The organism is Mucilaginibacter aurantiaciroseus (assembly GCF_024055595.1).
GTDB lineage: Bacteria > Bacteroidota > Bacteroidia > Sphingobacteriales > Sphingobacteriaceae > Mucilaginibacter > Mucilaginibacter aurantiaciroseus.
Genome location: NZ_JAMXOF010000002.1, coordinates 884,107 through 909,654 on the forward strand (window position 1 = coordinate 884,107; position 25,548 = coordinate 909,654).

The following is a 25,548-nucleotide window of genomic DNA, read 5'->3' on the forward strand; positions in this document are numbered from 1 at the left end:
ACGCTGTGGCTATGAATATTATTCAAACTGCAATTCCCATTTATCCTCGCCGCCGTCAACCACGCGGAAGATGGTTTTTTCTACAGAAGAACCGTCTATAGATGATTCCAAACGTACGGTTTCATGGTCCTGATATTCGGCTTCGAGGGGCACCATAACAGATGTAAGGTCTGCAGGGTTGCCGTCAATTTTTATCGTTTTCATAATTGTATCGGTTTATAAAAAGTTGAACAGGGCAAGAGCTAATAAGTTTGATTTGTCAGTCTGAGTTTGTCGAAGACTTATTCAATGGCTAATGGTTCAACAGGCTCACCATGAAACGCTTACCCATACTTCTCCTGGCACAATTCACAATAAAAACTTGCCCGGCGCGATTTGCCGGTATCTTTATTCTTGAATGGCGCATGGTTACGCGGGCATTCCTTTTTATGATATGCCTGCCAATGCTTTTTTAGTGTCCCTGCCTTTCGCTGTTCAAAAAACTCGAAGCTGTATTTTATGGCTTCATTTATCATTTCTTTAACTTTTTTTGGCGGCATGGCAGCTACTAGGCTTTCGGGGTGGATACGGGCGCGGAACAGGGCCTCATTCTTGATGATATTACCCACGCCCGAAAAGATCTGCTGGTTCATCAGCGCGTCGCAAGCCATCAGCTCGGGTTCGGCTTTCATTTTTTTGATGGCGTGTTTGGTATCCCATTCCTCGCTCATAATGTCGGCTTTCCAGTCGTATACGTCGTTAAGCGGTTCGGTTATCAGCTTTAGCCGGCAGGCGTAAAAGTTGAGTTCGCCATCCTCAAATTGCAGGTGCAAGCGAGGCGGTTTTTCGTTATGCCCGTTGATGCGGTAAGTGCCAAACATCATCATGTGGATGCGGATGGTGAACTTTGGGAAGCAGATCAAAAAGTGCTTACCCCAGTTTTTAAAATCCATAATGGTTTGGTCGGTAAGAATGTTGGTATCCAGCGTGCCGTTGTTACAACTGGCGTAGATCACTTTATCTCCTTTAAATTGCTGTACCTTTTCCTTTAATATCAGTATGCTTGGCCCCTCAGGCATGGTGTTGGTTTTTAGGGGAGGGATGCAAATATCAGGCCGAACGGTATATTTCAAAGCCGTATCATTTCGAACGATAAAGAGAAATTTTGTTATTAATAATAAGTGGTCAACTTGTTGTCATACAAGATTTTCCCTCGTATTTCGTTTAAAATGACAGGGTGGTGTAAATAAATTGATTCCCTGAATTTTACATTAATTTAACCATACATTTACCAAATGCATACAAATGAGCAGGTATTTAAGGTTGCCGATAAAACAGTGGAGTTGTTATATTCTTTAGATGATTACGATAACGAGAAAAATGTTGACGTATTTGTAACGCTGGAAAAAGACGGCCAATCTTATGACTACATAGCTGTTTATACAAAAAAGTCAATCGATAAAGTACCAACCTGGGTTCAAAATAATATTAAAGGGGGTTAATGCCCTTTCTTCTTTTTTAGCAAACCACCGGTGGTATCATCTACGCTTTGCTGTACGATGAATGCCGCTGGGTCTATCCTCAACACTTCTTTCTTAAGTAAAGGTACCTCTAAACGGGTTGCCACGGTAAAAATGATTTCGCGGGGCGAATTGATGTGCCCGTCTTTTCCATAACCGCTTTTACCCTGGTAAACGGTAACACCACGGCCAAGTTTTTGGGTGATAGCCAAACGGATCTCTTCGCCTTTGGTAGATACAATGGTCATGCCGGTATATTGCTCCAAACCGTTTAAAATCAGATCAATCATTTTAGAAGCCGAGAGGTAGGTTAATATAGAATATAAACCCGGTATAACACCTAATATAAATACCGCAACGGTAAATATAACTACGTTAAGTATCAATATTACATCACTTACACGTACTATTTGGGTTTTTTTACTTACAAGTAATGCAGCTATTTCAGTACCATCTAATACAGCACCGCCACGTATTGCCATGCCTATACCTGCACCAATGAACGCGCCACCAAAAATGGCCGTTAGTAACTTATCATGTGTAACATCCGGAAAATCTACAAACGCTATGCAAAATGATAAACCGGCTATCGCTGCCGCGCTTTTTAATGCAAACAACAAGCCTAATTTTCTATGGCCTAAAATAAGGAAAGGTATATTGATAACAAATATCAACACAGACAGTGGGGTATCAGTACTGGCAGCTAATAGCATAGAAATACCCGTTACTCCGCCGTCAATAAAATGACTGGATAATAAGAACCCTTTTAGCCCCATACCAGCAGCCAATATCCCTAAAATAATTAATAATGTATCGACAAGTGCGCCTCTGAATTTCATAATGCTATAAACAGTAACCATAGATGAGGGCTTAATATAGCAAAAAATACTTAATGGCGCTGGTAAGCCCCACCCCAAACCCTCCGCAAAATGGAGCCCCTCTAAATCTCCCCCGGTAGGGGAGACTTTATATTTTTTAAGCCCTCCCTTCCGGGGAGGGTTTGGGTGGGGCTTTTACCACCCACTCTTCAACCCTTCCTTTAACGCCGCCTGGTAATTCTCTAGGTCGAAAGAATAAAGGTAGGGGGCTTTGTGGGCACCGCCTTTGCGGGTTTCTTCCAGCTTGTTCAGGATGCCAAAGCCCAGCATACGGCGCTGAAAGTTGCGGCGGTCAAGCTTTTTGTCAAGGATGGTTTCGTAAAGTTTTTGCAGCTCGGGCATGGTAAACTCCTTTGGCATCAGGTTATAACCAATGGGCTGATAGTTTAATTGCAGGCGCAGGGTATCTAAAGCCTTCCTAAAGATCAGTTCATGGTCCAGTTGAAACTTTGGCAGGTCGTTAAGATCGCGCCAGGTACACACTTCCGAGAAGTCGTCGGGCGTGGGGGTGACATTAAAAAAATCTACCAAAGCATAATAGCCTATAGATATAAAGCGCTGTCCAAAAAAGTTTTGTTCTTCGGGCAGCATATTCTTATACATTTCGTTATGAATCTTAGAGCGGTCGGGGTCGCCAAAAACGTGGAACTGCTGTAAAAATATCTCATCAATGCCGGTACGTTCTTTCAGGATACGATCGGCAGCGTTTTCAATAGGTTCCCGCTTGCGTACAAAGCCACCGGGCAGGTACCAGGCCTCCTCGTTATAACTCTTGAGCATTAAAACCTTCATTTGCCCCTCATGAAAACCAAATACCACGCAGTCTATAGATATATGGTTAAGATATATCTTGCCGGCCTCGGCCCAAAAATCTTCCAGCTGCTGTTTAGTAAACATTTAACGCGTTGATAAAAATTACTTTGATTGTTTAAATTTAATATTTACAATTGTGTATCAATTACACCTTGTGTTGATCGTATTTTAAAAACCAATTATAACTAATAAGTTTTACAGTAATTTAATATTGCGAAAATTAACCTGATTAAATGGTGATAAAAATCACACTCCAAAAAACTCATTTAATGAAAAAATATTTTAACAATAAGCCTTTTGCCATACTTGGCGCTACCGCATTGTTTTGCATGCCGTTAAATAAAGCCATGGCCCAAAAGCAAACCGAGGCCGCAAAAATGAATGCTTTTGTAAGCGCATTGATGAAAAAGATGACCGTTGACGAAAAGATAGGGCAGCTTAATCTGGTAACAGGTGGCATGGCTATCACCGGTTCGGTTACTAATAATGGTATTGGCGATGGTGTTAAAAAAGGCCGCATCGGCGGTATTTTTGGTTTATACGGAACCGAGAGTGTTCGCAAAATGCAGGAAGCCGCTGTAAAAGGATCGCGCCTGCATATTCCGTTGATATTTGGTTTAGATGTTATCCACGGTCATCGTACTATATTCCCTATCCCGCTGGGGATGTCGGCAACGTGGGATATGGCAATTGTTGAGCATGCCGCGCGCATTGCCGCCAAAGAGGCTACCGCCGAAGGGTTGAACTGGGTATTTTCGCCAATGGTTGATATAGCGCGTGATGCACGCTGGGGCCGCATTTCTGAAGGTGGCGGTGAAGATCCTTACCTGGGTGGCAAAATTGCCGCCGCTATGATAAGGGGCTACCAGGGTACCAGCATGAAAAATGCTGACGCCGTAATGGCCTGTGTAAAACACTTTGCACTTTACGGCGGCGCCGAAGCCGGCCGCGAATACAATACGGTTGACATGAGCCGTATAGCCATGTATAATTATTACCTGCCGCCGTACAAAGCAGCAGTTGATGCAGGTGCAGGAAGTTTCATGAGCTCGTTTAACGTGGTTGACGGTGTACCTGCTACTACAAATAAATGGCTGCTTACAGATTTGTTGCGCAAGCAATGGGGCTTTAACGGTTTTGTGGTATCAGATTATACCGCGTTAAACGAAACTACTCAGCATGGAATGGGCGATTTGCAAACGGTATCTGCCCTGGCATTAAAAGCGGGTTTGGATATGGATATGGTTGGCGAAGGCTTTTTACTTACGCTAAAAAAATCGTTACAGCAGGGTAAAGTAACCCAGGCAGATATTGACCTGGCTTGCCGCCGTGTGCTTGAGGCTAAATACAAATTGGGCTTGTTTGATAACCCTTATAAATCTTTAGATCCGCAGCGCGAAAAAACCGAAATAATGACGGACGCAAACCGCAAGGCTGCCCGCGTTACTGCCGAGCATTCTTTTGTATTGCTTAAAAATGCAAACCAAATCTTACCGTTAAAAAAATCGGGCGGCAGTATTGCATTGGTTGGCCCGTTGGCCGATAACAAACGCGACATGTTGGGTACTTGGGTAATTGGGGGCGAGTGGGAAAAATCAGTTAGCGTTATAGAAGGCATCAAGCATATTGTGGGTAACGACGTAAAGATCAACTACGCAAAAGGCAGTAACATTACTGATGATACCACCTTTATGAAACGCCTTAACTTTGGCCCGGGTATGGTATCGTTAGATAAACAATCGCCTGATGATATGATTGAGGATGCGGTTAAAGCTGCAAAAAAATCGGACATTATAGTTGCTGTGGTTGGCGAATCGCAAAGCATGAGCGGCGAATCATCAAGCCGTTCGGATATCAGCATTCCCGAGAGTCAGCAACTTATGCTTAAAGCGCTTGCCAAATTGGGTAAACCTATTGTTATCGTTTTATTTAACGGCCGCCCGCTTACCCTAACCTGGGAGAATGAGCATGCCGCAGCTATATTAGATGTATGGGCGCCGGGCACTGAAGCAGGTAACGCCATTGCCGAAGTGTTGTTTGGTAATTACAATCCATCAGGTAAAATAACGGCAACCTTCCCGCGTACGGTAGGACAGATACCTATTTATTATAACCACTTAAATACAGGCCGCCCTTATTCATCGGGCCCAACTAAGTTTAAATCGAACTATTTAGATATCAGCAACGACCCACTTTACCCGTTTGGTTACGGTTTAAGCTACAGCAAATTTACTTACAGCAACCTTACGCTTAGCAAAACTAAACTAAAAGGTAACGAAACCTTAACCGCTACTGTAACGGTTACCAATAACGGCCCATACGCCGGCGAAGAAGTTGTACAGTTATATATAGGTGACCCTGCCGCAAGCATTAGCCGACCGGTTAAGGAGTTAAAAGGGTTCAGGAAAATAAGCCTGCAAAATGGAGAGAAGAAAGAAGTTAGCTTCCCCATCACAACGAACCAACTGAAATTTTACAACAGCCAGTTGAAGTACGACTGGGAGCCCGGCGAATTTGTGATACAGGTGGGCACCAGTTCGGCCGAGGTTAAAACCGCGAAAGTAGCTTGGGCCAAATAGTTTAAAAGGTTAGTATCCAAATAAATTAGCCTAAATTTTATTTATATAAAAATTAATGCAATATGCCTTGGTAATATTACCAGGGCATATTTTTTTTATACAAAGGTTGTATTAGGCTATAAAAACTACTTGGTGTAAAACAATGTAAAAAATGTATAGTGATTTAGTAGAATAACTGTAAAATTAACAGGAATTTAACAAAGCCTTTATTTAAACAGTATACTTCTTAAAAAAATAAAAGAAGTTTTTAAAAATTTTTGAAAAAAGGACTCTTTGGGTTTTTATAAAAAGTAAATGTGGCATTTTACCTAAATAAACGCTTTATAACAAAAATATTACATTGCGAATTTGTTAAACTAAATATTGAATTATTAAGATGTGTTTAACAAATGGTTATTAAATTGAAATATTGCAATGATTTATGCAATGGAAAATAAATAATTTATAATTCGTATTAAGTTGCTTGTGTAACCTATACACTCTGTTTATATTAGGGCATACCAATTATAAAGCTTTCTTTTTACAGACAGGCAAACACAATTTAACGGATAAATAGAATTGATGAGCATTAAGTATCGTTCAGCAACAATTAAACGGTATGATATTTTTAACAGGATAGTGTAACTATATGATAAAACTTTTACAAACCCAACGTACTAATAATCCCAGCCCGGCCAGGGGGGCACCATAATCAAATTTTTTTTTGAGGTGGTTGCCATTGTTACCTAACCAAGCATTTTGGTCATCCTCATTTATACGATCTTAAATCAAATATATTAATCAACTAAATCTCAATCTCATGTTTAAAAGTTTACTCCTTAAGGGAAGAACACTATGCCTGCTACTATGCTGCTTAGTTTCTTCATTGGTAGTTAATGCTCAAACAAAACACACAGGTAAAGTTACCGGTAGCGACGACAAGTTGCCAGTAGTAGGAGCCAGTGTGCGCGTTAAAGGCACTACTATCGGTACACAAACTGATGTTAACGGACAGTTTAGCATCAATGTTAACCCGGGTGACGTATTGGTCATCTCATACTTGGGTTACCAATCAAATGAAGTTACGGTAGGCGCAAGCGAAACAGTAAATGTTGCTTTGCAAGCCGGCAATAACTCGTTGAACGAAGTAGTAGTAACAGGCTACACTACGCAACGTAAAAAAGACATTTCCGGTTCGGTAACTACAGTAAACGTCGCAGCTGCAAAATCTGTACCATCTGTAAGTTCAGAAACTATGCTACAAGGCCAGGCGGCCGGTGTTAACGTAGTAACACAAGGTGCACCGGGTGCTGGTGCGCAGGTTACTATTCGTGGTTTAAGTAACTTCGGTAGCTCATCTCCACTTTATGTAATTGATGGTTTGCAAACAGGCAGCATGTCAAATGTAAATCCTAACGATATCGAGTCTATCTCTGTATTGAAGGATGCGGGTGCTGCAGCTATTTATGGTGTTAGCGGTGGTAACGGTGTTATTGTAGTAACTACCAAAAAAGGTAAACAAGGTAAAGCAACAATTTCGTATGATGCGTTTTACGGCACTACTCAACCATTAGGCGGTAACGTATTCAATACGTTAAATGCCGACCAGTTTGAACAATTGCTAGTAAAAACAGATCCGGGTAACGCTTTACTAATTGGTAGTAAAATTGCCGATTACGGTTACCAGTCAGGCGGAGGGTCTAAAGGTGTATTTAACCAGGCAAACGCAAGCACGTTCCTGCCAAACTATCACCTGGATAACGATCCTTCGAGAGATTATCTGATCCAAAAATTTGCCAAAGGTGCAGGTACAGATTGGTTCCACGAGATCTTCAAATCTGCGCCAATTCAGCAGCACTCATTAAGCGCAAGCGGCGCGAGCGACAAAAGCGCTTACTTTTTATCTTTAGGTTACTCCAACCAACAAGGTACACTTATTGGTACTTACTTTAAAAGATACCAGGCCCGTGTTAATACTACTTTTAGTGTGAAAGATCACATCAGGTTAGGTGAAAACATCAGCTATTCTTATATAGCTTCACCTAACGGTGCTGGTGGTTTACCCAATGGTGGTAACCAAAATGAGGGTAACTCAATTTCTGAAACTTACCGTACGCTTCCTATCATCCCGGTACGTGATATTGCCGGTAATTTAGGTGGTACTTATGCAGGCCCTGCCGCATTAGGTAACGCGCTTAACCCGGTAGGTATACAGGAGCGTCAAAAAACCACGCACAGTAACCAGTACGGTTTACAAGGTACTGTTTTTGCAGAGGCCGACATACTAAAGCACTTTACTGCACGTACTGCTTACAGTGCTGATATTTCTAACAATTACTATTATAACATTGGTTACCGCCAGTACGATAGCGGTGAGGCACACGGTGGTAATAACAGCTACAGTGAAGGCTCATCATATAATAGCAGCTTTAACTGGAGCAATACTATTAATTACAAACAAGTGTTTGGCAAACACAGCATTAGCGTGTTAGCCGGTTACGAGCAAAGAGGTTACACAGGCCGCAATATAAATGCGAACGCTATAAACCTTTTCTCTCTTGATCCATTCTACGCAAATATTTCTAACGGGCAGGCTAGCAAAACTACTGCAAATAGCCAGTTCAATGGTCTTAACACCATTCAGTCATTATTTGGCCGTTTAGATTATACCTTTAATGACAGGTACATCATTGGCGCAACTGTACGTCGTGATGGTAGTTCAGTTTTTAGTTCCGGCAGAAAATACGGTACATTTCCGGCAGTTTCCGCTGCATGGCGCGTAACTCAGGAAGAATTTGCTAAAGGTTCTACCTGGTTAAACGACCTAAAGATCCGCGGTAGCTACGGTACATCAGGTTACAATGGTAACGTTGGTGCAAATAGCGCCTACACCGCATTTGGTGGTGGTCCAGGTTCATCATCGTACCCAATTACTGGTTCATCAAGCGCGGTATTACCAGGTTATTATTTGACTTCTTTAGGTAACGATAAAACGACTTGGGAAACTGATAAAACTTTTAACATTGGTTTTGATGCGTCATTATTTAATCATTTGGATCTGAGTATCGAGTATTACAAAAAAACCATTTCAAATCTTTTGGTAAATGTGCCAATTTCTGCGCTTGCAGGTGGTTATGAAGGCGCATGGCCTGCGGTTAATAACGGTGTTGTGGTTAACAACGGTTTAGACATGAGCGCTACTTACCACGGTAGTACTTCAGGTGTAACTTACTCAATTGGTGCTAACGTAACAACATTAAAAAACAAGATTACAGAACTGGGCGCGCCTTTCTTTACCTCAGGCATTCGTAACGGTAGCGTAGTTTACAACCAGGTAGGTGGTAGCATTGGTCAATTTTACGGTTACAAAGTACAAGGTTACTGGAATACCCAAGCCGAAATTGACGCGCTTAACGCAAAGCAAAAACCAGATCTTTTTGGTTCGGTACCGGTTTATCAAACAGATGCAGCCCCTGGCCGTTTCCGCTATGATGACGTAAACGGTGATGGCCGTATCACTGATGCTGACCGTACCAAAATTGGTAACCCAACTCCAGATTTCACCTATGGTGTTAACTTAAACGTTGCTTACAAAGGCTTTGACTTAGGTGCCATATTATATGGTTCACATGGTGGCGATATCTACAATACAGTTAAATACTGGACTAACTTTTACGGTTCACAAACCGGTAACAAAAGTTTAGACCTGTTAAACAACTCTTGGGATCCTACAAAAACCGCGGCTCAGAATGCAAATGCTAAAACCCCAGTTATTGAAAAAACAACGAATTTTAGTACAGCTGATGCGATCAACTCTTACTACGTAGAAAGTGGTTCATTCCTTAAATTAAAGTCGGTAATAGTGGGTTACACTTTTGCACCAAACTTGCTAAAGAGTGTTGGTGTTGATAAACTTCGTGTTTATGTACAAGGTACCAACCTGTTCACAGCTACAAAATACAGTGGCCTTGATCCGGAGTTACAAGCAGCCGATGGCCGTAACAGCCAGGGTGTAGATTTAGGTAACTACCCTAACAATGAGCGCAGATTTATTTTCGGCGTAAACCTTAGTTTCTAATAATAACTAACGTAATTTTTAAAGTAAATAGTTATGAAAAAAAGTTTTAAATTAAAAGTCCTTATCCCGGCAACACTAGTATTGCTTGGTGGATCTTATTCATGTAAAAAATACCTTGATCAGGCACCAATTAGCGCCTTGATCCCTTCGGTACTTGCAACACGTACAGGTGTTGATGGTGTATTAATTGGAGCGTACTCCCTTGTTGATGGCGTTTTTAATGGCCAAAGCGGTGCCCCCTGGGAAACCGGTACTGACAACTGGGTATACGGTAGCGTGGTAGCTGGTGATGCCTTTAAAGGTTCTAACCCTGGTGACCAACCGGCTGCTGCCAATCTGGAGGCTTTCAGCGCAACAGGTTCAAACGATTACCTGGATCACAAATGGCGTATTTGTTACGCCGGTGTGCAACGTGCAAATGACGTTTTGAGGTTGATACCAGCTGTTAAAGATGGTTCTATCACTCCGGACCAGATAAAGCAATACGTTGCCGAAGCCCGTTTCCTGCGTGGTTTTTATCACCTGGAAGCTGCAAAAATTTGGAAAATGGTTCCTTATGTTGCTGAAACAGTTACCTACTCGGCTAATAATTACTTAGTGCCGAATGATAAAACAATTTGGGATAAAATTGCAGCTGATTTTGCTGCGGCAGCAGCAGACTTGCCTGCTACCCAGCCTCAAATTGGGCGTGCAAACAAATGGGCTGCTTTGGCATTCCAGGCTAAAACCCTAATGTACGATCACAAATATCCGGATGCTTTTACCATCTTAAAAGATGTTATTACTAACGGTAAAACAAGCTCAGGAGCATCTTACGCTTTAGGCAAATATGCAAACAACTTTAACCCGTCAACCAAAAATGGTCCCGAAGGTGTATTTGTTGTACAAACAGCTGTAAACGATGGTGCAAATGGCTTAAACGGTAACGCGGGTTCTGTATTGAACTTCCCATCTGGTGGCCCTGCAGGTTGCTGTGGTTTCTTCCAGCCAACGTTTGATTTTGTAAATTCGTTTAAAGTTGACGCTAATGGTTTACCATTAATTGATACTTACCAAAACAATTACCTTAAAAATGACCAGGCTGTATCTGCAGCTACAGTTTTTACACCAAGTGATGAATTGCTTGATGCAAGGTTAGATTGGTCAGTAGGCCGTCGTGGTATCCCATATTTAGATTGGGGAATTTGCCCTGGTGCTGCCTGGGCACGTGACCAGCCAAACGGTGGTCCGTACTTGCCAATCAAAAACGTTTATTACAAAGCTGCACAAGCAACTACTTCTGATGCTTACGGTGGTTGGGCTGCAAACCAGGCAACTTCTAACAGCTACAACGCTATCCGTTTTGCTGACGTATTATTATGGGCTGCTGAGTGTGCTGTTGAAGCAACCCAACTTGCAGTTGCAGAAGGTTATGTTAACCAGGTACGTGCCCGTGCTGCTGACCAAAGCGGTTGGGTTAAAGGTAAGTTAACTGGTTACACAGATGGCGATGCTACTAAACCAATTGTTGATAAAGAGCAGTTTGCTGCTAATTACAAAGTAGGTTTATACACCGGCCAGTTTGCTGAAATGGGACAGGTTTATGCCCGCAAAGCAGTTTACTTTGAGCGCAAGATTGAGTTAGGTATGGAAGGACACCGTTTCTTTGATTTATCTCGTTGGGATGCTACTAATGGCGGCCCTGCAGGTACATTTATGTCAACAGAAATTGAGAAATTCCTGAAAAACACTCGTGATTTTGGCCCAACCTTTACATCAGCGGTTATGAAGGTTGCTAAGTTCACTCCAAACAAAAATGAACAATACCCAATACCTCAGTTCCAGATAGATATCTCTAAAGGTACTCTGAAACAAAACAAAGGTTATTAATAGTAAATAACTTATAAAAGAGGGGGGGATTATTTATCCCTCCCTCTTTTTTTATGAATAAAATTCCTAATATCGCTATATGAAAGCCCTTAAATATCTGCTATTTATTATTGCGCTGCTTTTTGTATTTTCTTGTAAAAAGGCTACCATGTTCGAGCGGATCTCCTCGTCGCACTCGGGCATAAAATTTAATAATGAGATAGTTGAAAATGATACCATCAACCCGCTTGATAAGCTAAATATTTATAACGGAGGTGGTGTTGGCATAGGCGATTTTAATAACGATGGCTTGCAGGATATTTACTTTGTGGGTAATGCGGTATCAAACCGATTATACCTAAACAAAGGCGATTTTAAATTTGAGGACGTGACCGATAAAGCCGGCGTAGGCGGCAAAGGTGGCTGGGGCCGCGGCGTGGCAGTTGTTGATATAAATAACGATGGCCTTAAAGACATATACGTATGTAATACCTTACTGAACGATTCCGTTAAAAGGGTAAACTTATTATACATTAACCAGGGGCCCGATAAAAACGGCGTACCGATATTTAAAGAAGAGGCAAAGGAGTATGGCCTCAACATAAACGTACACTCCACCATGGCATCGTTTTTTGATTATGATAACGATGGCGACCTTGATATGTACCTAACCGTTAACGAGGCACAATCAACAGATAACACCAGCGCCTTTAGGCCGCTTTTGAAAGATGGTAGCAGCCGCAGCACCGGCAGGCTTTACCGTAACGATTATAATACTGCTTTGAAGCATCCGGTTTATACCAATGTATCCAAACAGGCAGGCATCCTGATCGAGGGCTATGGCCATGCGGCCAGTATTGTAGATATTAACCGCGATGGCTGGAAAGATATTTACGTAACCAACGACTTTTTACCAAACAACATCCTGTACATAAACAACCACAACGGTACGTTTACCGACCGTACACAAGAATACTTTAAACATACTGCCACCAGCGCCATGGGCCAGGATGTGCAGGATATTAATAATGATGGCCTTGCCGATGTTTTTGAACTGGATATGGATCCGGAGGATAACTATCGGAAAAAAATGTTTATGCCCGCCACATCATACCAGCTATACCAAAACTTTGACTTTTACGGCTACCAATACCAATATAACCATAACACTTTACAGTTAAACCAAGGGCCGCGTTTAGGCCAAAACGATTCTATTGGCGCGCCCGCGTTTGCCGAGGTTGCCTTTATGAGCGGCGTGGCGCAAACCGACTGGAGCTGGGGGCCTATGATAACCGATTTTGATAACGATGGCTTTAGGGATATTGTAATAACCAATGGTTACCCACGGGATGTTACCGATCACGATTTTATCACCTTCAGGAACGAATCATTTGCGGTTGCTACTAAAAAGCAGATCCTGCAACAGATTCCTGTCGTTAAAATAGCTAACTACGCGTTCCGCAATAATGGCAACCTGCAGTTTGAGGATGTGACCAAATCATGGGGGATGGATATCCCATCGTTTTCTAACGGAGCAACCTATGCCGATCTGGATAACGATGGCACGCTGGATATGATCATTAACAATATTGATGACGAAGCCTTTGTGTACAAAAACAACTCTCGTGCAAACGATAATGCCAACAACCATTATTTGCAGGTGCAGTTTAAAGGTGGCCCGCAGAATAAGGATGGAATAGGCGCCTGGGCTGATATTTATTACGACCATGGCAAACACCAGGTTTACGAGAATACACCGTTCCGCGGGTATTTGTCTACTATTCAAAATATAGCTCATTTTGGCTTAGGTAAAATAGATAAGGTGGATTCGGTAGTGATTAAATGGCAAAACGGCAGGCAGCAAACGCTAACCAATGTTAAAGCCGACCAAACCGTAAAGGTTGATATTAATAACGCTAAATCGCCTTATAGCTTCAATACGGCTAAGATAAATACACAATCGCTGTTTACCGAAGTTACCAGGGCGGTAGGCATCAACTACAAACATAACGATGTTGACTTTGCCGATTTTAACGTGCAGAAACTGATCCCGCATAAACTATCTGAATACGCGCCCGCTATTGCCGTAGGTGATGTTGACGGCAACGGGTTTGACGACATGGTTGTAGGTGGTACATCAAAATATCCGGCGCAACTGTTTTTACAGCAAGCGAGTGGCAAGTTTATTCAGCGTAACCTTTTAGTATCGGCACAAAACTTAACTGATAAGTATAAAGACGAAGGTTTATTATTATTTGATGCCGATGGCGATGGCGATTTGGACCTTTACGCTACCAGTGGTGGCTATGAAGATGCCCCCGGCTCAAAATCATACCAGGACAGGATCTATGCTAACGATGGTAAGGGCAACTTTACGTTGCAGGTTGGCGCTTTACCTGCCAATTTTACCAGTAAATTATGTGTAAAAGCGGTAGATTATAATAAAGACGGTGCGCTTGATCTGTTTGTATCCGGCAGGGTAGAGCCATGGAATTATCCAAAACCGGTATCGAGTTTGATCCTTCGAAACGACAGCAAAAAAGGCCAGATTAAGTTTACAGATGTTACACCAACAGCAGCTAAAGGCTTAAATAATTTAGGTTTGGTGTGCGATGCATCCTTTACCGATTTTGATAACGATGGCTGGCCCGACCTGGTGATAACCGGCGAATGGATGCCGGTTACATTTATGAAAAATGACCACGGCGTATTTAAAAACGTAACCGCAAGTACAGGCGTTGCCGATAAATTAGGCTGGTGGAATACCATTGCCGGCGGTGATTTTGACCACGACGGAGATATTGATTACATTGTAGGCAACACGGGTTTAAATACTTTTTACAAGGCTACTGAGCAATACCCGGCGTACATCACCGCTAAAGATTTTGACAATAATGATAGTTACGATGCTATCCCGTCGGTATTCCTGAAAGACAGGGACGGGGTGATGAAGGAATTCCCGGCGAATACGCGCGAGGATATGGTGAAGCAGATCATCAGCATGAGGGTTAAATTCCAAAACTTTAAATCTTACGCCGTAGCTACAATGGATAGTGTGATAACACCTGAAATGCGCAAGGGGGCGCTTCGTTTAAAAGTTAATGAACTTAGATCGTGTTACCTGCGGAACGACGGGCACGGGAAATTTACCGTAATACCTTTGCCGATAGAAGCGCAAACGTCGCAATTGGCGGGTATTATTATAGATGATTTTGACGGCGACGGTAACCTTGATGTAGCCCTAAGCGGTAACGACTACGGTACCGAAGTAAGCACCGGCCGCTACGATGCCTTTAACGGGTTGCTGTTAAAGGGTGACGGCAAAGGCGGCTTTAAACCGCTAACCATTATGCAAAGCGGCCTTTACATTCCTGGTGATGGTAAGGCGCTGGTTAAATTGCGCAGCGCTAAAGGTGGCTATCTGCTTGCGGCCAGCCAGTACAAGGGCGCGATGAAGGTGTTTGAACTGAAAAAACCTGTGCGCATAGTTAGCCTGCAGTCTTTAGATATGTTTGCCATCATCAAATATAAAAACGGTAAAACAGCAAAACAGGAGTTTTATAATGGAGGATCTTTCTTGTCACAATCCGGCAGATTTTTTAATATTGATGCTTCAATGGCGTCGGTTACTGTAACCAACAATACCGGCCAAAGCAGGAATATACCTCTAAATTAATTTATAGCCGAAAACCCATGAGAAGCCACAAAGTTTTAATTGCAGCCGTATTTTGCCTTTTGGCAGTAAGCTGTAAACAAAAGCAAAAAATAGCCCTAAAAAGCGATGCGGATGTACTGCATGAGAATGTAGACCAGCTTACCCAGGTAATTATATACGATGTGTTTAGTCCGCCGGTGGCAAGCCGTATTTATGGTTATACCAGTTTGGCGCAGTACGAGGCTATGCGTTTTCAAAACCCAAAATATAATTCAATAGCAGGGCAGCTACATGGTTTTAAAGCAATCCCTCAACCTAAAAAAGGGTTGAATTATAACTTTGCACTTGCCGCTACAAAAGCGTTTTTTACGGTGGCACATAAGGTGACGTTTTCTGTAGATACGCTAAAAAAATATGAGGACAAAGTATTTGCCATGTACGCCAGCAACCTTGATGACAGCACCTTTGCCCGTTCTGTAGCCTTTGGCGAAAGCGTTGGTAAAGCGGTTTTGGCACGTGCTAAAGCCGATAACTACGCCAAAACACGTGGTAAACCAAGGTTTTTGGGCAGCAGCGATAACGGCAAATGGCACCCAACCGCACCCGATTATTTAGATGGTGTTGAGTTTTGCTGGGGCACAATGGAAACGTTTATGGTGAAATCATCATCGGATTTTACTTTGCCGCCGCCGCCGCCTTTTAGCGAGGACAAAAACAGCGAGTACTTTAAACAGACCCTCGCCGTTTACGAGAAAAGCAAAAGCCTTACAAAAGAGGAGCTAACCATTGCCAAGTTTTGGGACGATAACCCTTTTGTGATACAGCATAACGGGCACATGATGTTCGTAAACAAAAAGATAACGCCCGGTGGCCACTGGATTGGTATCGCAGCTATCGCCTGTAAAAAAACAAAGGCTGATGCAGTTAAAACCGCGCAAGCGTATGCTTTAACATCAATTGCTTTGTACGATGCTTTTATTTGCGGTTGGCAGGTTAAATATACTACCGAATACATAAGGCCTGTTACGGTTATTAACGATAAAATTGACCATGCCTGGTTGCCGTTACTGCAAACCCCGCCATTTCCGGAATATCCAAGCGGGCACAGCGACATCAGCGGCGCATCGGCAGTAATATTAACGCATTTGTTTGGCGATAACTTTTCTTACATGGATACCAGCGACCTGCGTTACATAGGCATGCAGCGCCATTTCGATTCGTTCCTGAAAGCGGCGGACGAAACATCTATCAGTCGTTTTTACGGTGGTATTCACTACAAAAATAGCGTAGACCAGGGCGCGGTACAAGGCCGAAAAATTGGCGAATACATTTGGAATAATTTAAAATTACAGAACTAAGAAACGGCATTAGCCACACATCCATGAAAATAAAGCAGACCTTCGTATTTGCATCTCTTATATTATCAGGGGTTGCATTACTATCATTAAGCACCATATTAGAGGGGTGTAAAAGTAAACCAGCAGGTGCATATACCCTTACCGGCAATGTAATTGCCGATGGCGAACACCTTGTACAGATCCATTGTACAAAATGCCACGCGCTTGTACCTGCCGATGCACTTACTAAAGACGTTTGGCGCATGCACTCGATGCCATCGATGGCGCATTATTTTGGTATAGGTACCTACGGGCAGTCGTTTTATAAACAAACAAGTAACGAAACTAAAGATACCACTTTAATAAGCATTGTGGAGTGGCAGGCAATGGTTGATTATTACCAGAAAATTGCGCCCGATACCTTAACGGCGGCTAAAAAGCCAAGCCCGTTACTAAATGATTGGGCAGGTTTCACCATGAAAAAATCGGCAGCAAATAATAATGTCACCTTTACCACCATGGTTGCCGCTAACCCGGCCACAGGTAATATTTACACCAGCGATGTTGTTGCAAATACGCTTACCGAATGGGATAGCCAGTTAAAGGTTAAAGCTGTTACCAGCCTGCCATCGCCGGCAGTGCATGCTAATTTTACCAAAGATGCAAGTGGTGCCGACCAAGCCATACTATCGTGCATAGGCCGGATAGACCCTGTAGACTTTGCCAGCGGCAAGATCTACAGCGCAAACCTTACCGGTAAGCTAAACGCCGAAGAAATTGCTATTGATATGCCAAGGCCGGTGCAAACGCTAAGTGTCGATCTGGATAAAGACGGTAAAAATGAATTGATCGTTTTAGGGCAGGGTTTCACAAAAGGCGGTGTTTTCCTAATCAAATTAGGCGCTAACGGCAAAGCCCAAAAACAATTCACTATTACCGACAGGCCGGGTGCAGTACAAGCTGTAACGGAGGATTTTAACAAAGATGGTTACCCCGACCTGATGGTATTGTTCGGTAGTGGCGACGAAGGTTTGTCCTTGTTTCTGAATGATAAAAAAGGCGGCTTTAAAAGCAGGGAGCTGTTACATTTCCCTCCGGTATACGGTTCAACAAGCTTCCAATTGGCGGATATTGACCATGACGGTAACCTCGATCTGATCTACACTTGTGGCTACAACTTCCGCGATTCGCGCATCCTAAAGCCTTATCACGGCCTGTATATTTACAAAAACACCGGTGATTATAAATTTAAGCAAACTTGGTTTTACCCTATAAATGGTGCAACCAAAGCCATCGCTGCAGATTTTGATAAGGATGGCGACCTGGATATTGCCACTATAGCCTTTTTTGCCGATATGAAGAATAACCCTGCTGAAGAGTTCATTTACTTTGAGCAGAGCAAACCTATGGAGTTTAAAGCCCATGCGGTGCCCGTTAGCAAATATGGCCGTTGGATGAATATGGACGTTAGCGACGTCAACAAAGATGGCAAGCCAGATATAATTTTAGGCAACTATGCAAGCGGTTTCCTGTTCCAGCCAAACTTAACGCCAACCTGGGACGAGCACCAGCCATTTATTGTATTGCAGAACGAGATGAAGAAATAAAATATAGACTTTAATACTATTGGATGATGCTTATGCTACTCAACAGGGTAGGGTAAGCATCGGGCAAGGCGGTTTTTGACGAGAACGGAAAAAACATCGAGCGCATATTCGACCGTGGCTACCTGGAGTTTGAACAGAACGGCCGCAAGTTTAAAGCGAAAGATAACGGCTACAGAAAAATCAGCTACGAGTTTGATGGCGCGAGCCCGGTTACCGAGTTAGATCTCCATGAAAATGAATTTGTAGCCGAAGCCTTAACAAAGATTGTTAAAGCGCGGGCCAAACTAAAAAACTAACTATTTTGCCGTTACAATTTTTAGCGTGTGAGCCAGCTGTTTGGTACCGCCCTGCCATCCCTGGTGGCCAGGTACAAGGTATTGCGCGGTAGGGAACTTAGTTTTTACATTTTTAATGGCTACGGGCCAATGGTTTAGGTCGGCATCGCCGGTAAAGCCTTTGGTATTGGCGTCTAAGCTTTTAACCAGGCAGCCGCCAAAAAGCACATTGCCCTGTGGCAACCACACTACAATGTTATCACTCGTATGGCCGGCACCGGGATAATAGGTTTGCAGCTTTACGCCGCCAATATTAAAGGTAGTATCACAGGCGAAAGTGTATTGTGGTAATTCGTTTTTTTCTTTTTTAGCAAGGGCATAGGTTTCTTTACTGGCGTAAGTTTTTGCGCCCTGCTTTTTTAATACGTTAAAGCCGGCCACGCAATCGTCATGAAAATGGGTAGCCACACAAAAGATGATCTTTTTATTAAAACGACGTTTAACGCTATCTACCAGTTCTTGTGTTTGCTCGTCGCCCCAGGGTGTATTTACCAGTACAACCCCTTTAGGCGTAACCGCAAGTAAACTATTTGCCGGGAAAGGCTCATTGCTGCCCGGCGGGTAACCATAGGATATGCAAACATAATAGTTTTTGGTAAGGTGTTTTATCTCAATTTTTTTAACCGCTTTTTGAGCGAAAGCCCCGGCAGTAAATAACAAACAAATTATTAGCGTACGCAATCTCATTTTACAATTCCTCCAATATATCCAACGTTATTTTATCTAACCCGCTTACTACGATCTGTGCTTTGGTCAAGGTATCTGCCGAGCCGATACCCACCGTTTTCATTCCACCGTTTATGGCAGCTTCTATCCCGGCAACGGCATCTTCAAAAACCACGCAATGGGCAGGTTCAACACCAATCGCTTCGGCACCTTTCAGGAATACTTCGGGATTGGGTTTGGGGATGCTTACGCTGTTGCCGTCTACAATAGCATCAAACAGGTGTGTAAGTTCTAGTTTATTGAGGATGGTAGGCGTATTTTTACTGGCAGAGCCGATGGCTGTTTTTAAACCCGCGTCGCGGCAGGTTTGTACAAACTCGCGGGCGCCGGGCAGGATCTCTGCAGGTGTCATCTTGCCTATCATTTCGGTATACCAGGTGTTTTTTTGTGCCGCTAATTCCTCTTTTTCAGCCTCGGTTTTATTGGTGATATTGCCCCAGCCCAGAATCAGGCTGAGCGATGCCATGCGGCTTACGCCTTTAAGCTGCTCGTTTTGATGCTCGGTAAAATCAAAGCCCATGGTGTTGGCAAGGCGTTTCCAGGCTTGGTAATGGTATACAGCGGTATCAACAATTACACCGTCCAGGTCAAAAATGCAGGCTTTGATATTCATAGGTGTAAAGATATAAGTTGCCTTGTTAATAATCATTATAAATAAATCATCCACATTATTTGGATTAATTATAAATAATGGCGTCTTTTGTAAGGTCAAATGGTTACAACTTTAACAACTCCGCAAACCAATACCTGGGCAGATGTATTTGCCACCGCAAAAGGCGCTGTATATCAAAGCGATGCGGATCGTTGCTGGTATGTTGACTTTGCAGGTAAGGTTGCCAAATTTGATTATCGTTGTTTACTTAAGCTAAAAAAAGCGGTTTACAACGTAAATATCGAAGCGAAACTTTTAAACGTTAAAGACCCGGACGTAGAAATCATCTTTATCTGCGCTTGCGACCACACTTACATCCTCACCCTACTACAGATCATCGCCCTTAAAGAACTACTGGAAGGCACCTTTGTAATGCTGCAATTGAACAGTATTTTGCAAGATCGCCTGTATCGTATTGCAGTTTAGTGATTTAGACTTAATTCATATTGTTTTTATTTTCTTTCACACGGGTATATACACCTATTATTGTATAATTATTTAAGTCGGCACGCTTGTTGTTTTACTTAGATGGTTTTAAAACAATATCAACATGAAAGATCTAATCCGTATCAGAAGCCTGATCTCTGCCGATGTAGAGTCGCTTTTAAACCAGCAAGTTAAAAAAGAAGCAACATCTTCATCTATATATTTAGCCATGGCATCATGGTGTAACCGTAATGGGTTCGATTACTCGTCTGAGTACTTTTTTAAACAAGCCGAAGAGGAAAGACAACACCAGCTTAAATTTTATAAATACATCCTGGATATGGGCGGCAACGCGATATCACCTGATGTAACCGGCATTAAACAAGAATACAATTCGTTCCGCGAGGTATTTGAAGATGCGCTTGACCAGGAAGTTAGCGTAACCCAATCAATTAAAAATATATACGCACGTTGCTTAAGCGAGCAGGATTACGTAACCAACGAATTTTTAAACTGGTTCTTGAAAGAACAGCGCGAAGAAGAGTACAAAGCCCGCCGTGCTCTTGAGCTATTTGAAGTTATTGGAGAAGAAGGTACCGGTAACTGGGAAATTGACAAGCACGTTGGTAAAATAAAATACGACAGCGAAGCTTAATCCTTATTAAGCAAAAGCTTTAAAACATCTTTTTCCGAGTATTCTTTTAACCAAACGTTACCCGGAGAAAATGTACAGACCGGCGCCCAATCGCACCGGTCTGTACATTCAATTCGTATTACTTCTATATCTCCGCTGCTGTGCTTAGCAAACTTTTCGGCAGTTTTGTACATGCTTTTGCCGCCTCGTTTAGCACACTTGCTTCCTGTACATACAAACAGCACTTTATCTGGTACAGTGAATTTTCCCATCGCGTATTTTCTTTATAAATAATTAATTTACAAATATCAGCTTTATTTTTGAGAGACGCTATTTTTTCGGAGAGACGCGAAGTATCGCGTCTCTCAAGAAAAAATAATCTGTAGAGATGCGATCCCTCGCGTCTTTTACGCCTATAAACGTTATTGTTAAATAACCCAAATTTCTATCTTCGCTTTATGCTTAAAAAGTCCTTTGTCTTTTGCCTCTTTGTCTTCGCGCTAACACTCGGTTGTAATAAAACCGAAACGCTTTACAAGGTAGTAGGGGTTAAGGATGGCGATACGGTGGTTTTGCTCTCGCCCGATAACCAAAGCATTACGGTGAGGCTTGCCGAAATAGATTGCCCCGAAAAAAGCCAGGCCTTTGGGCAGGCGGCCAAGCAATTTACATCAGACCTGTGCTTTGGTAAAAAGGTAAAACTGATAGGCAACCAAAAAGACCGTTATGGCCGCACCGTAGCACAGATAGAACTGGAGAATGGTACCAACGTAAACTACGAAATAGTAAAGCAGGGCTTTGCCTGGCAGTACCGCGCTTATTCCAAAAGCATGGAACTGGCCATGTTGGAACAGCATGCGCATGAAGCTCGTGTTGGCCTGTGGCAGGATACCAACCCAACGCCGCCTTGGAATTTCAGGAAAGAAGCTAAAACCCAGCGGGTAGAAAAGAAAGCAACTAAAGCCAAACGACCTTATAAAATGCGAAAGGCCCGTAAAAAGCGCGATACGATAGCGTTTTAAATTAGCGTAGTAATACGTAACTTGCCTACAAATACATCAACCCGAATGAAAGTATTTAAGGCCATTCTATCTACCATATTTACACTCGCGCTGATCTGGGCGCTGCAAACCAAATTTGGCGATATTCCGCCACTTGGTGAGTTCCTGAACCCATCTACCGGGTTTTGGCAAAATGCCGAGAGCAAGAACATCATCCCCACAGAATACCTTAAACTAAAGGGCCTGCAAGGCAAGGTTACCGTTAAGTTTGATGAGAACATGGTGCCCCATATTTTCGCAGAGAACGACCACGATCTTTACTACGTACAAGGTTACCTAACCGCCAAAGCCCGCCTTTGGGAAATGGACATCCAAACCCGCAGTGCGGCAGGCAGGCTCTCAGAAATTGTTGGTGCCAAGGCTTTAGATATAGACCGTTACCACCGCCGAATGGGCATGACCTACGGCGCCGAGCATACCCTGCAAGGTATCCTAAAAGACCCTATAATGAGCCAGGTGATCAACGCCTATAGCGACGGGGTGAACGCATACATCAACCAGCTTAAACCCGGCGGATACCCAATAGAATTTAAGTTATTGAACTATGCGCCCGAGGAATGGAAACCAATCAATTCGGCATACCTGTTAAAGCTGATGAGCGAGACATTGGCAGGCGGTTCCAACGAGTTGGCCATGACTAATGTGCTCAATAAATTCGGCGCGAAAATAACCAACGACTTGTTTCCCGACTACCCAACGCACGAAGACCCCATTATCCCCGCAGGGACAAAATGGGATTTTAAACCATTGCCCGTTCCTCGGCCCCCCGCAGCTTTTAAAGCACAAATGCTGGCGAGTATGAAAGATAAGGAAAAGATAGAAGGCATCGGCAGTAATAACTGGGCCGTAAGCGGCAGTAAGACAGCGAGTGGTTACCCGATATTGGCGAACGATCCGCATTTGAATTTAACGCTGCCATCCATTTGGTACCAAATGCAAATGACCGCGCCGGGTGTAAATGTTTACGGCGTAACCCTGCCGGGAGCGCCTTGTGTGGTTATCGGCTACAATCAAAAAGTAAGCTGGGGCGTAACCAATGTAGATGCCGATATTTTAGACTGGTACCAGGTTAAGTTTAAAGATGCCAACCGCACCGAATACTGGTATAACAAGAAATGGAACAAAGTTATCCGCAAGATAGAAACCATCAAGATCCTCGGCCAAAAACCATTGATAGATACCGTGTTGTACACCCACCACGGCCCGGTAGTTTATGATAATGCCGATATGGCAAAAAAAGGCCGCATTAATGTGCCGGTAGGCAATGCCCTGCGGTGGATAGCGCATGATGAAAGCGATGAGTTTAAAACCTTTTACCTGCTAAACAGGGCAAGCAACTATGCCGATTATCGCAAAGCATTAACTTACTACACCGCCCCTGCGCAGAATTTTATTTTCGCATCTGCAGATAACGATATTGCCATTACGCCAAACGGTAAACTACCGTTGAAATATAAAGACCAGGGCAAATTTATTATGGATGGCGGCGACCCCGCTAACGACTGGCAGGGCTGGATCCCGTACGAGCAAAACCCAACGGTGAAGAACCCGCAGCGTGGCTTTGTGAGTTCGGCCAATCAATCGTCTACAGATCAAACCTATCCGTACTATATCAACTGGAAGTTTGAAGGCTACGAGCGCGGTAAACGCATAAACGATAGACTTGGTGCCATGAGCAAGGCCACGGTGGATAGCATGCGCCTATTGCAAACGGATGATTACAGCATCCGCGCGCAGGATATTCTGCCAACTATGATTAAATATTTAGATGCATCTAAACTGGATGAAACACAATTGGCCGCGTTAGATACGCTAAAGAAATGGGATAAATATTGTGGAGCCAAATCGGTAGGGGCAAGCATCTTTGGCAAGTGGTGGGTTAAATTTTACAACTTTACCTGGCAGGACAGTTTCGAGGACAATAAGATCCTTTTATACTCCCCAACCATGGACAGGACAGAAGCCCTGCTGATGAAAGACCCAAACTCCATCTGGTTTAATAACAAGGCTACACCGGTAAAAGAAACCGCTACGGATATCATCATGGCATCTTATACCGCTGCTATAAACGAGCTGGTGAAAGAGCAGGGCGGCATTGGCAAAACCTGGCAGTGGGGCAATGTAAAGCAATTTGAAGTGAAGCATTTGGGCAATGTGCCGGGTTTAGGTTCTGGCAATTTTGCCAGCGGCGGCACAGGCTCAACAGTAAACGCGCTGATAGATGGTCACGGCCCGTCATGGCGGATGGTGGTACAGCTTGGTCCGCAGGTTAAGGGGTATGGCATTATCCCGGGTGGGCAATCGGGCAACCCCGGCAGCTTCTTTTATGATGATATGCTAAAAACCTGGCAAGCTGGTAAGCTGCAAGAACTGCTGTTCTTGCAATCGGCCACCCAAAACTCCAACAGAATAAAAAGAACATTAACCTTAAGCAAATAAGCTATGTTATTCCCGGTTATATTATTACTCTCGTTTATTTGCGGTTACCTGTTCCCGTGGTGGGTGGGTTGCATTATGGCATTCGGTGCGGCCATTATTTTCGGCAAAAGATCAAGTTGGGCATTTTGGTCGGGTTTCTGCGGCATTGCCTTAGCCTGGATAGCCCTGGCCTTACTTAAAAGTTTCCCTAACGAACATATCCTGGCTATCCGCGTAGCGCATGTTTTCCATTTACCAAATTGGGGGTCGCTACTGGCCGTAACCGCTTTAATAGGCGGCTTGGCAGGAGGGATGTCGGCATTATCGGGATGGTTGGTGAGAAGGGCGTTTGAGAAGGGGTGATATGAATAACACCAAGGAATTTTGGAATTGGTTTAGCCAAAACGCTGTAAAATATGAAGAATTAAATGTAATTGATGCTGAACTGCGCGATACGCTACTTGATGATTTTGAAGAGCATTTACATAAATATTGCGAAAAAATATATTTTGAAATAGGTGGTTTGCCGGGAGAGGTTAATGAGTTAATAATTACAGCCGAAGGAGATGTAAATTACTTTAATGTAGTAGAAAATTTAATTAATGACGCTCCTGTAATTTCAAATTGGTTGTTTATACCTCTAAAACCGCAGGTGAAAGGGCATTTTGAAACTAAGTGGGGAGATATAAAGCTTAATACTGAAAATTTATATTTTAATCCTTCAAATAATTCAGGCGTGGGAATTATAGTATATATTCCTAAATATAATTATGAATATGAAGATGATTATTTCAATGGTTTGTTTAAAATGTTGGATACGGTGTTAGGTGAGAAATCTTTTGCATTAGATGTGAAAAAGGTGGCCATTAAAGCAAACGATAACGAATTTACAGAACAGAATGCAATTCCAATTTTAAAATTACCTGCGTATATTAATTGGTATAAAACGAAGGGGAGTTAGCAATACTATGATCGAAGTTTTCAACTTTGTCCCAAAATGCGTTAAGTTTCAGCTTAACCAAC

General features: G+C 43.0%; 20 protein-coding genes. 13 read left to right on the top strand and 7 right to left on the bottom strand.

Annotation, left to right across the window (positions count from 1 at the left end):
• Positions 1 to 18: 18 nt before the first annotated feature.
• On the bottom strand, positions 19 to 204 hold the full coding sequence (locus tag NAF17_RS12310; RefSeq protein WP_252758291.1) for a hypothetical protein: 186 nt from the start codon (positions 202 to 204) through the stop codon (positions 19 to 21).
• 119 nt (positions 205 to 323) lie between these two features.
• Entirely contained in the window at positions 324 to 1,058 is a 735-nt protein-coding gene (locus tag NAF17_RS12315) for a DNA-formamidopyrimidine glycosylase family protein (RefSeq protein WP_252758292.1), read from the bottom strand.
• Between the two features lie 216 nt (positions 1,059 to 1,274).
• Between NAF17_RS12315 and NAF17_RS12320 the strand changes: the two genes are divergently transcribed.
• Positions 1,275 to 1,481 (top strand): hypothetical protein, encoded by a 207-nt coding sequence (locus tag NAF17_RS12320; RefSeq protein WP_252758293.1) that lies wholly within the window; start codon positions 1,275 to 1,277, stop codon positions 1,479 to 1,481.
• On the opposite strand, the gene NAF17_RS12325 is transcribed toward NAF17_RS12320, so the two are convergent.
• Entirely contained in the window at positions 1,478 to 2,338 is an 861-nt protein-coding gene (locus NAF17_RS12325) for a YitT family protein (RefSeq protein WP_252758294.1), read from the bottom strand. The genes NAF17_RS12320 and NAF17_RS12325 overlap by 4 nt on opposite strands.
• A 174-nt stretch (positions 2,339 to 2,512) precedes the next feature.
• Positions 2,513 to 3,274 carry an NUDIX hydrolase gene (locus NAF17_RS12330; protein ID WP_252758295.1) on the bottom strand — a complete coding sequence of 254 codons (762 nt, stop codon included), beginning with the start codon at positions 3,272 to 3,274 and terminating at the stop codon, positions 2,513 to 2,515.
• A gap of 185 nt (positions 3,275 to 3,459) precedes the next feature.
• On the opposite strand from NAF17_RS12330, the gene bglX reads away from it, so the two are divergent.
• The 6 genes from bglX (at position 3,460) to NAF17_RS12360 (ending at position 18,273) form a co-directional block, all read left to right on the top strand.
• Entirely contained in the window at positions 3,460 to 5,769 is a 2,310-nt protein-coding gene (bglX, locus tag NAF17_RS12335) for a beta-glucosidase BglX (protein WP_305884170.1), read from the top strand.
• A gap of 799 nt (positions 5,770 to 6,568) precedes the next feature.
• Positions 6,569 to 9,826 (top strand): SusC/RagA family TonB-linked outer membrane protein, encoded by a 3,258-nt coding sequence (locus NAF17_RS12340; protein ID WP_252758296.1) that lies wholly within the window; start codon positions 6,569 to 6,571, stop codon positions 9,824 to 9,826.
• Between the two features lie 33 nt (positions 9,827 to 9,859).
• Positions 9,860 to 11,695 carry a RagB/SusD family nutrient uptake outer membrane protein gene (locus tag NAF17_RS12345; RefSeq protein WP_252758297.1) on the top strand — a complete coding sequence of 612 codons (1,836 nt, stop codon included), beginning with the start codon at positions 9,860 to 9,862 and terminating at the stop codon, positions 11,693 to 11,695.
• Positions 11,696 to 11,774: 79 nt separating this feature from the next.
• Complete coding sequence (locus NAF17_RS12350; protein ID WP_252758298.1) at positions 11,775 to 15,350, top strand: VCBS repeat-containing protein; 3,576 nt, start codon at positions 11,775 to 11,777, stop codon at positions 15,348 to 15,350.
• Positions 15,351 to 15,367: 17 nt separating this feature from the next.
• Positions 15,368 to 16,687, top strand: coding sequence for a vanadium-dependent haloperoxidase (locus NAF17_RS12355; protein ID WP_252758299.1), 1,320 nt, complete (start codon positions 15,368 to 15,370; stop codon positions 16,685 to 16,687).
• 23 nt (positions 16,688 to 16,710) lie between these two features.
• A complete protein-coding gene (locus NAF17_RS12360; RefSeq protein WP_252758300.1) occupies positions 16,711 to 18,273 on the top strand; it encodes an FG-GAP repeat domain-containing protein in 1,563 nt (520 codons plus the stop codon).
• Positions 18,274 to 18,569: 296 nt separating this feature from the next.
• On the opposite strand, the gene bla is transcribed toward NAF17_RS12360, so the two are convergent.
• The gene (gene bla / locus NAF17_RS12365) at positions 18,570 to 19,268 is read right to left on the bottom strand and encodes a subclass B1 metallo-beta-lactamase (RefSeq protein ID WP_252758301.1); all 699 of its coding nucleotides are present in this window, start codon (positions 19,266 to 19,268) and stop codon (positions 18,570 to 18,572) included.
• 28 nt (positions 19,269 to 19,296) lie between these two features.
• Positions 19,297 to 19,947 (bottom strand): beta-phosphoglucomutase, encoded by a 651-nt coding sequence (pgmB, locus tag NAF17_RS12370; protein ID WP_252758302.1) that lies wholly within the window; start codon positions 19,945 to 19,947, stop codon positions 19,297 to 19,299.
• Positions 19,948 to 20,046: 99 nt separating this feature from the next.
• Here pgmB and NAF17_RS12375 point away from each other — a divergent pair, with 99 nt between their 5' ends.
• The gene (locus NAF17_RS12375; RefSeq protein WP_252758303.1) at positions 20,047 to 20,412 is read left to right on the top strand and encodes a hypothetical protein; all 366 of its coding nucleotides are present in this window, start codon (positions 20,047 to 20,049) and stop codon (positions 20,410 to 20,412) included.
• A gap of 124 nt (positions 20,413 to 20,536) precedes the next feature.
• Positions 20,537 to 21,067 (top strand): ferritin, encoded by a 531-nt coding sequence (locus NAF17_RS12380; RefSeq protein WP_252758304.1) that lies wholly within the window; start codon positions 20,537 to 20,539, stop codon positions 21,065 to 21,067.
• On the opposite strand, the gene NAF17_RS12385 is transcribed toward NAF17_RS12380, so the two are convergent.
• Entirely contained in the window at positions 21,064 to 21,318 is a 255-nt protein-coding gene (locus NAF17_RS12385; RefSeq protein ID WP_252758305.1) for a (2Fe-2S) ferredoxin domain-containing protein, read from the bottom strand. The genes NAF17_RS12380 and NAF17_RS12385 overlap by 4 nt on opposite strands.
• A 186-nt stretch (positions 21,319 to 21,504) precedes the next feature.
• On the opposite strand from NAF17_RS12385, the gene NAF17_RS12390 reads away from it, so the two are divergent.
• Genes NAF17_RS12390 through NAF17_RS12405 form a run of 4 tightly spaced genes read left to right on the top strand, consistent with a single transcriptional unit; the run spans position 21,505 to position 25,486 of the window.
• Positions 21,505 to 22,068, top strand: a complete 564-nt coding sequence (locus tag NAF17_RS12390; RefSeq protein ID WP_252758306.1) for a thermonuclease family protein — start codon at positions 21,505 to 21,507, stop codon at positions 22,066 to 22,068.
• 45 nt (positions 22,069 to 22,113) lie between these two features.
• The gene (locus tag NAF17_RS12395; RefSeq protein ID WP_252758307.1) at positions 22,114 to 24,546 is read left to right on the top strand and encodes a penicillin acylase family protein; all 2,433 of its coding nucleotides are present in this window, start codon (positions 22,114 to 22,116) and stop codon (positions 24,544 to 24,546) included.
• A gap of 3 nt (positions 24,547 to 24,549) precedes the next feature.
• Complete coding sequence (locus NAF17_RS12400) at positions 24,550 to 24,888, top strand: hypothetical protein (RefSeq protein ID WP_252758308.1); 339 nt, start codon at positions 24,550 to 24,552, stop codon at positions 24,886 to 24,888.
• Position 24,889: 1 nt separating this feature from the next.
• On the top strand, positions 24,890 to 25,486 hold the full coding sequence (locus NAF17_RS12405; protein ID WP_252758309.1) for a hypothetical protein: 597 nt from the start codon (positions 24,890 to 24,892) through the stop codon (positions 25,484 to 25,486).
• The last annotated feature ends 62 nt before the right edge of the window (positions 25,487 to 25,548 follow it).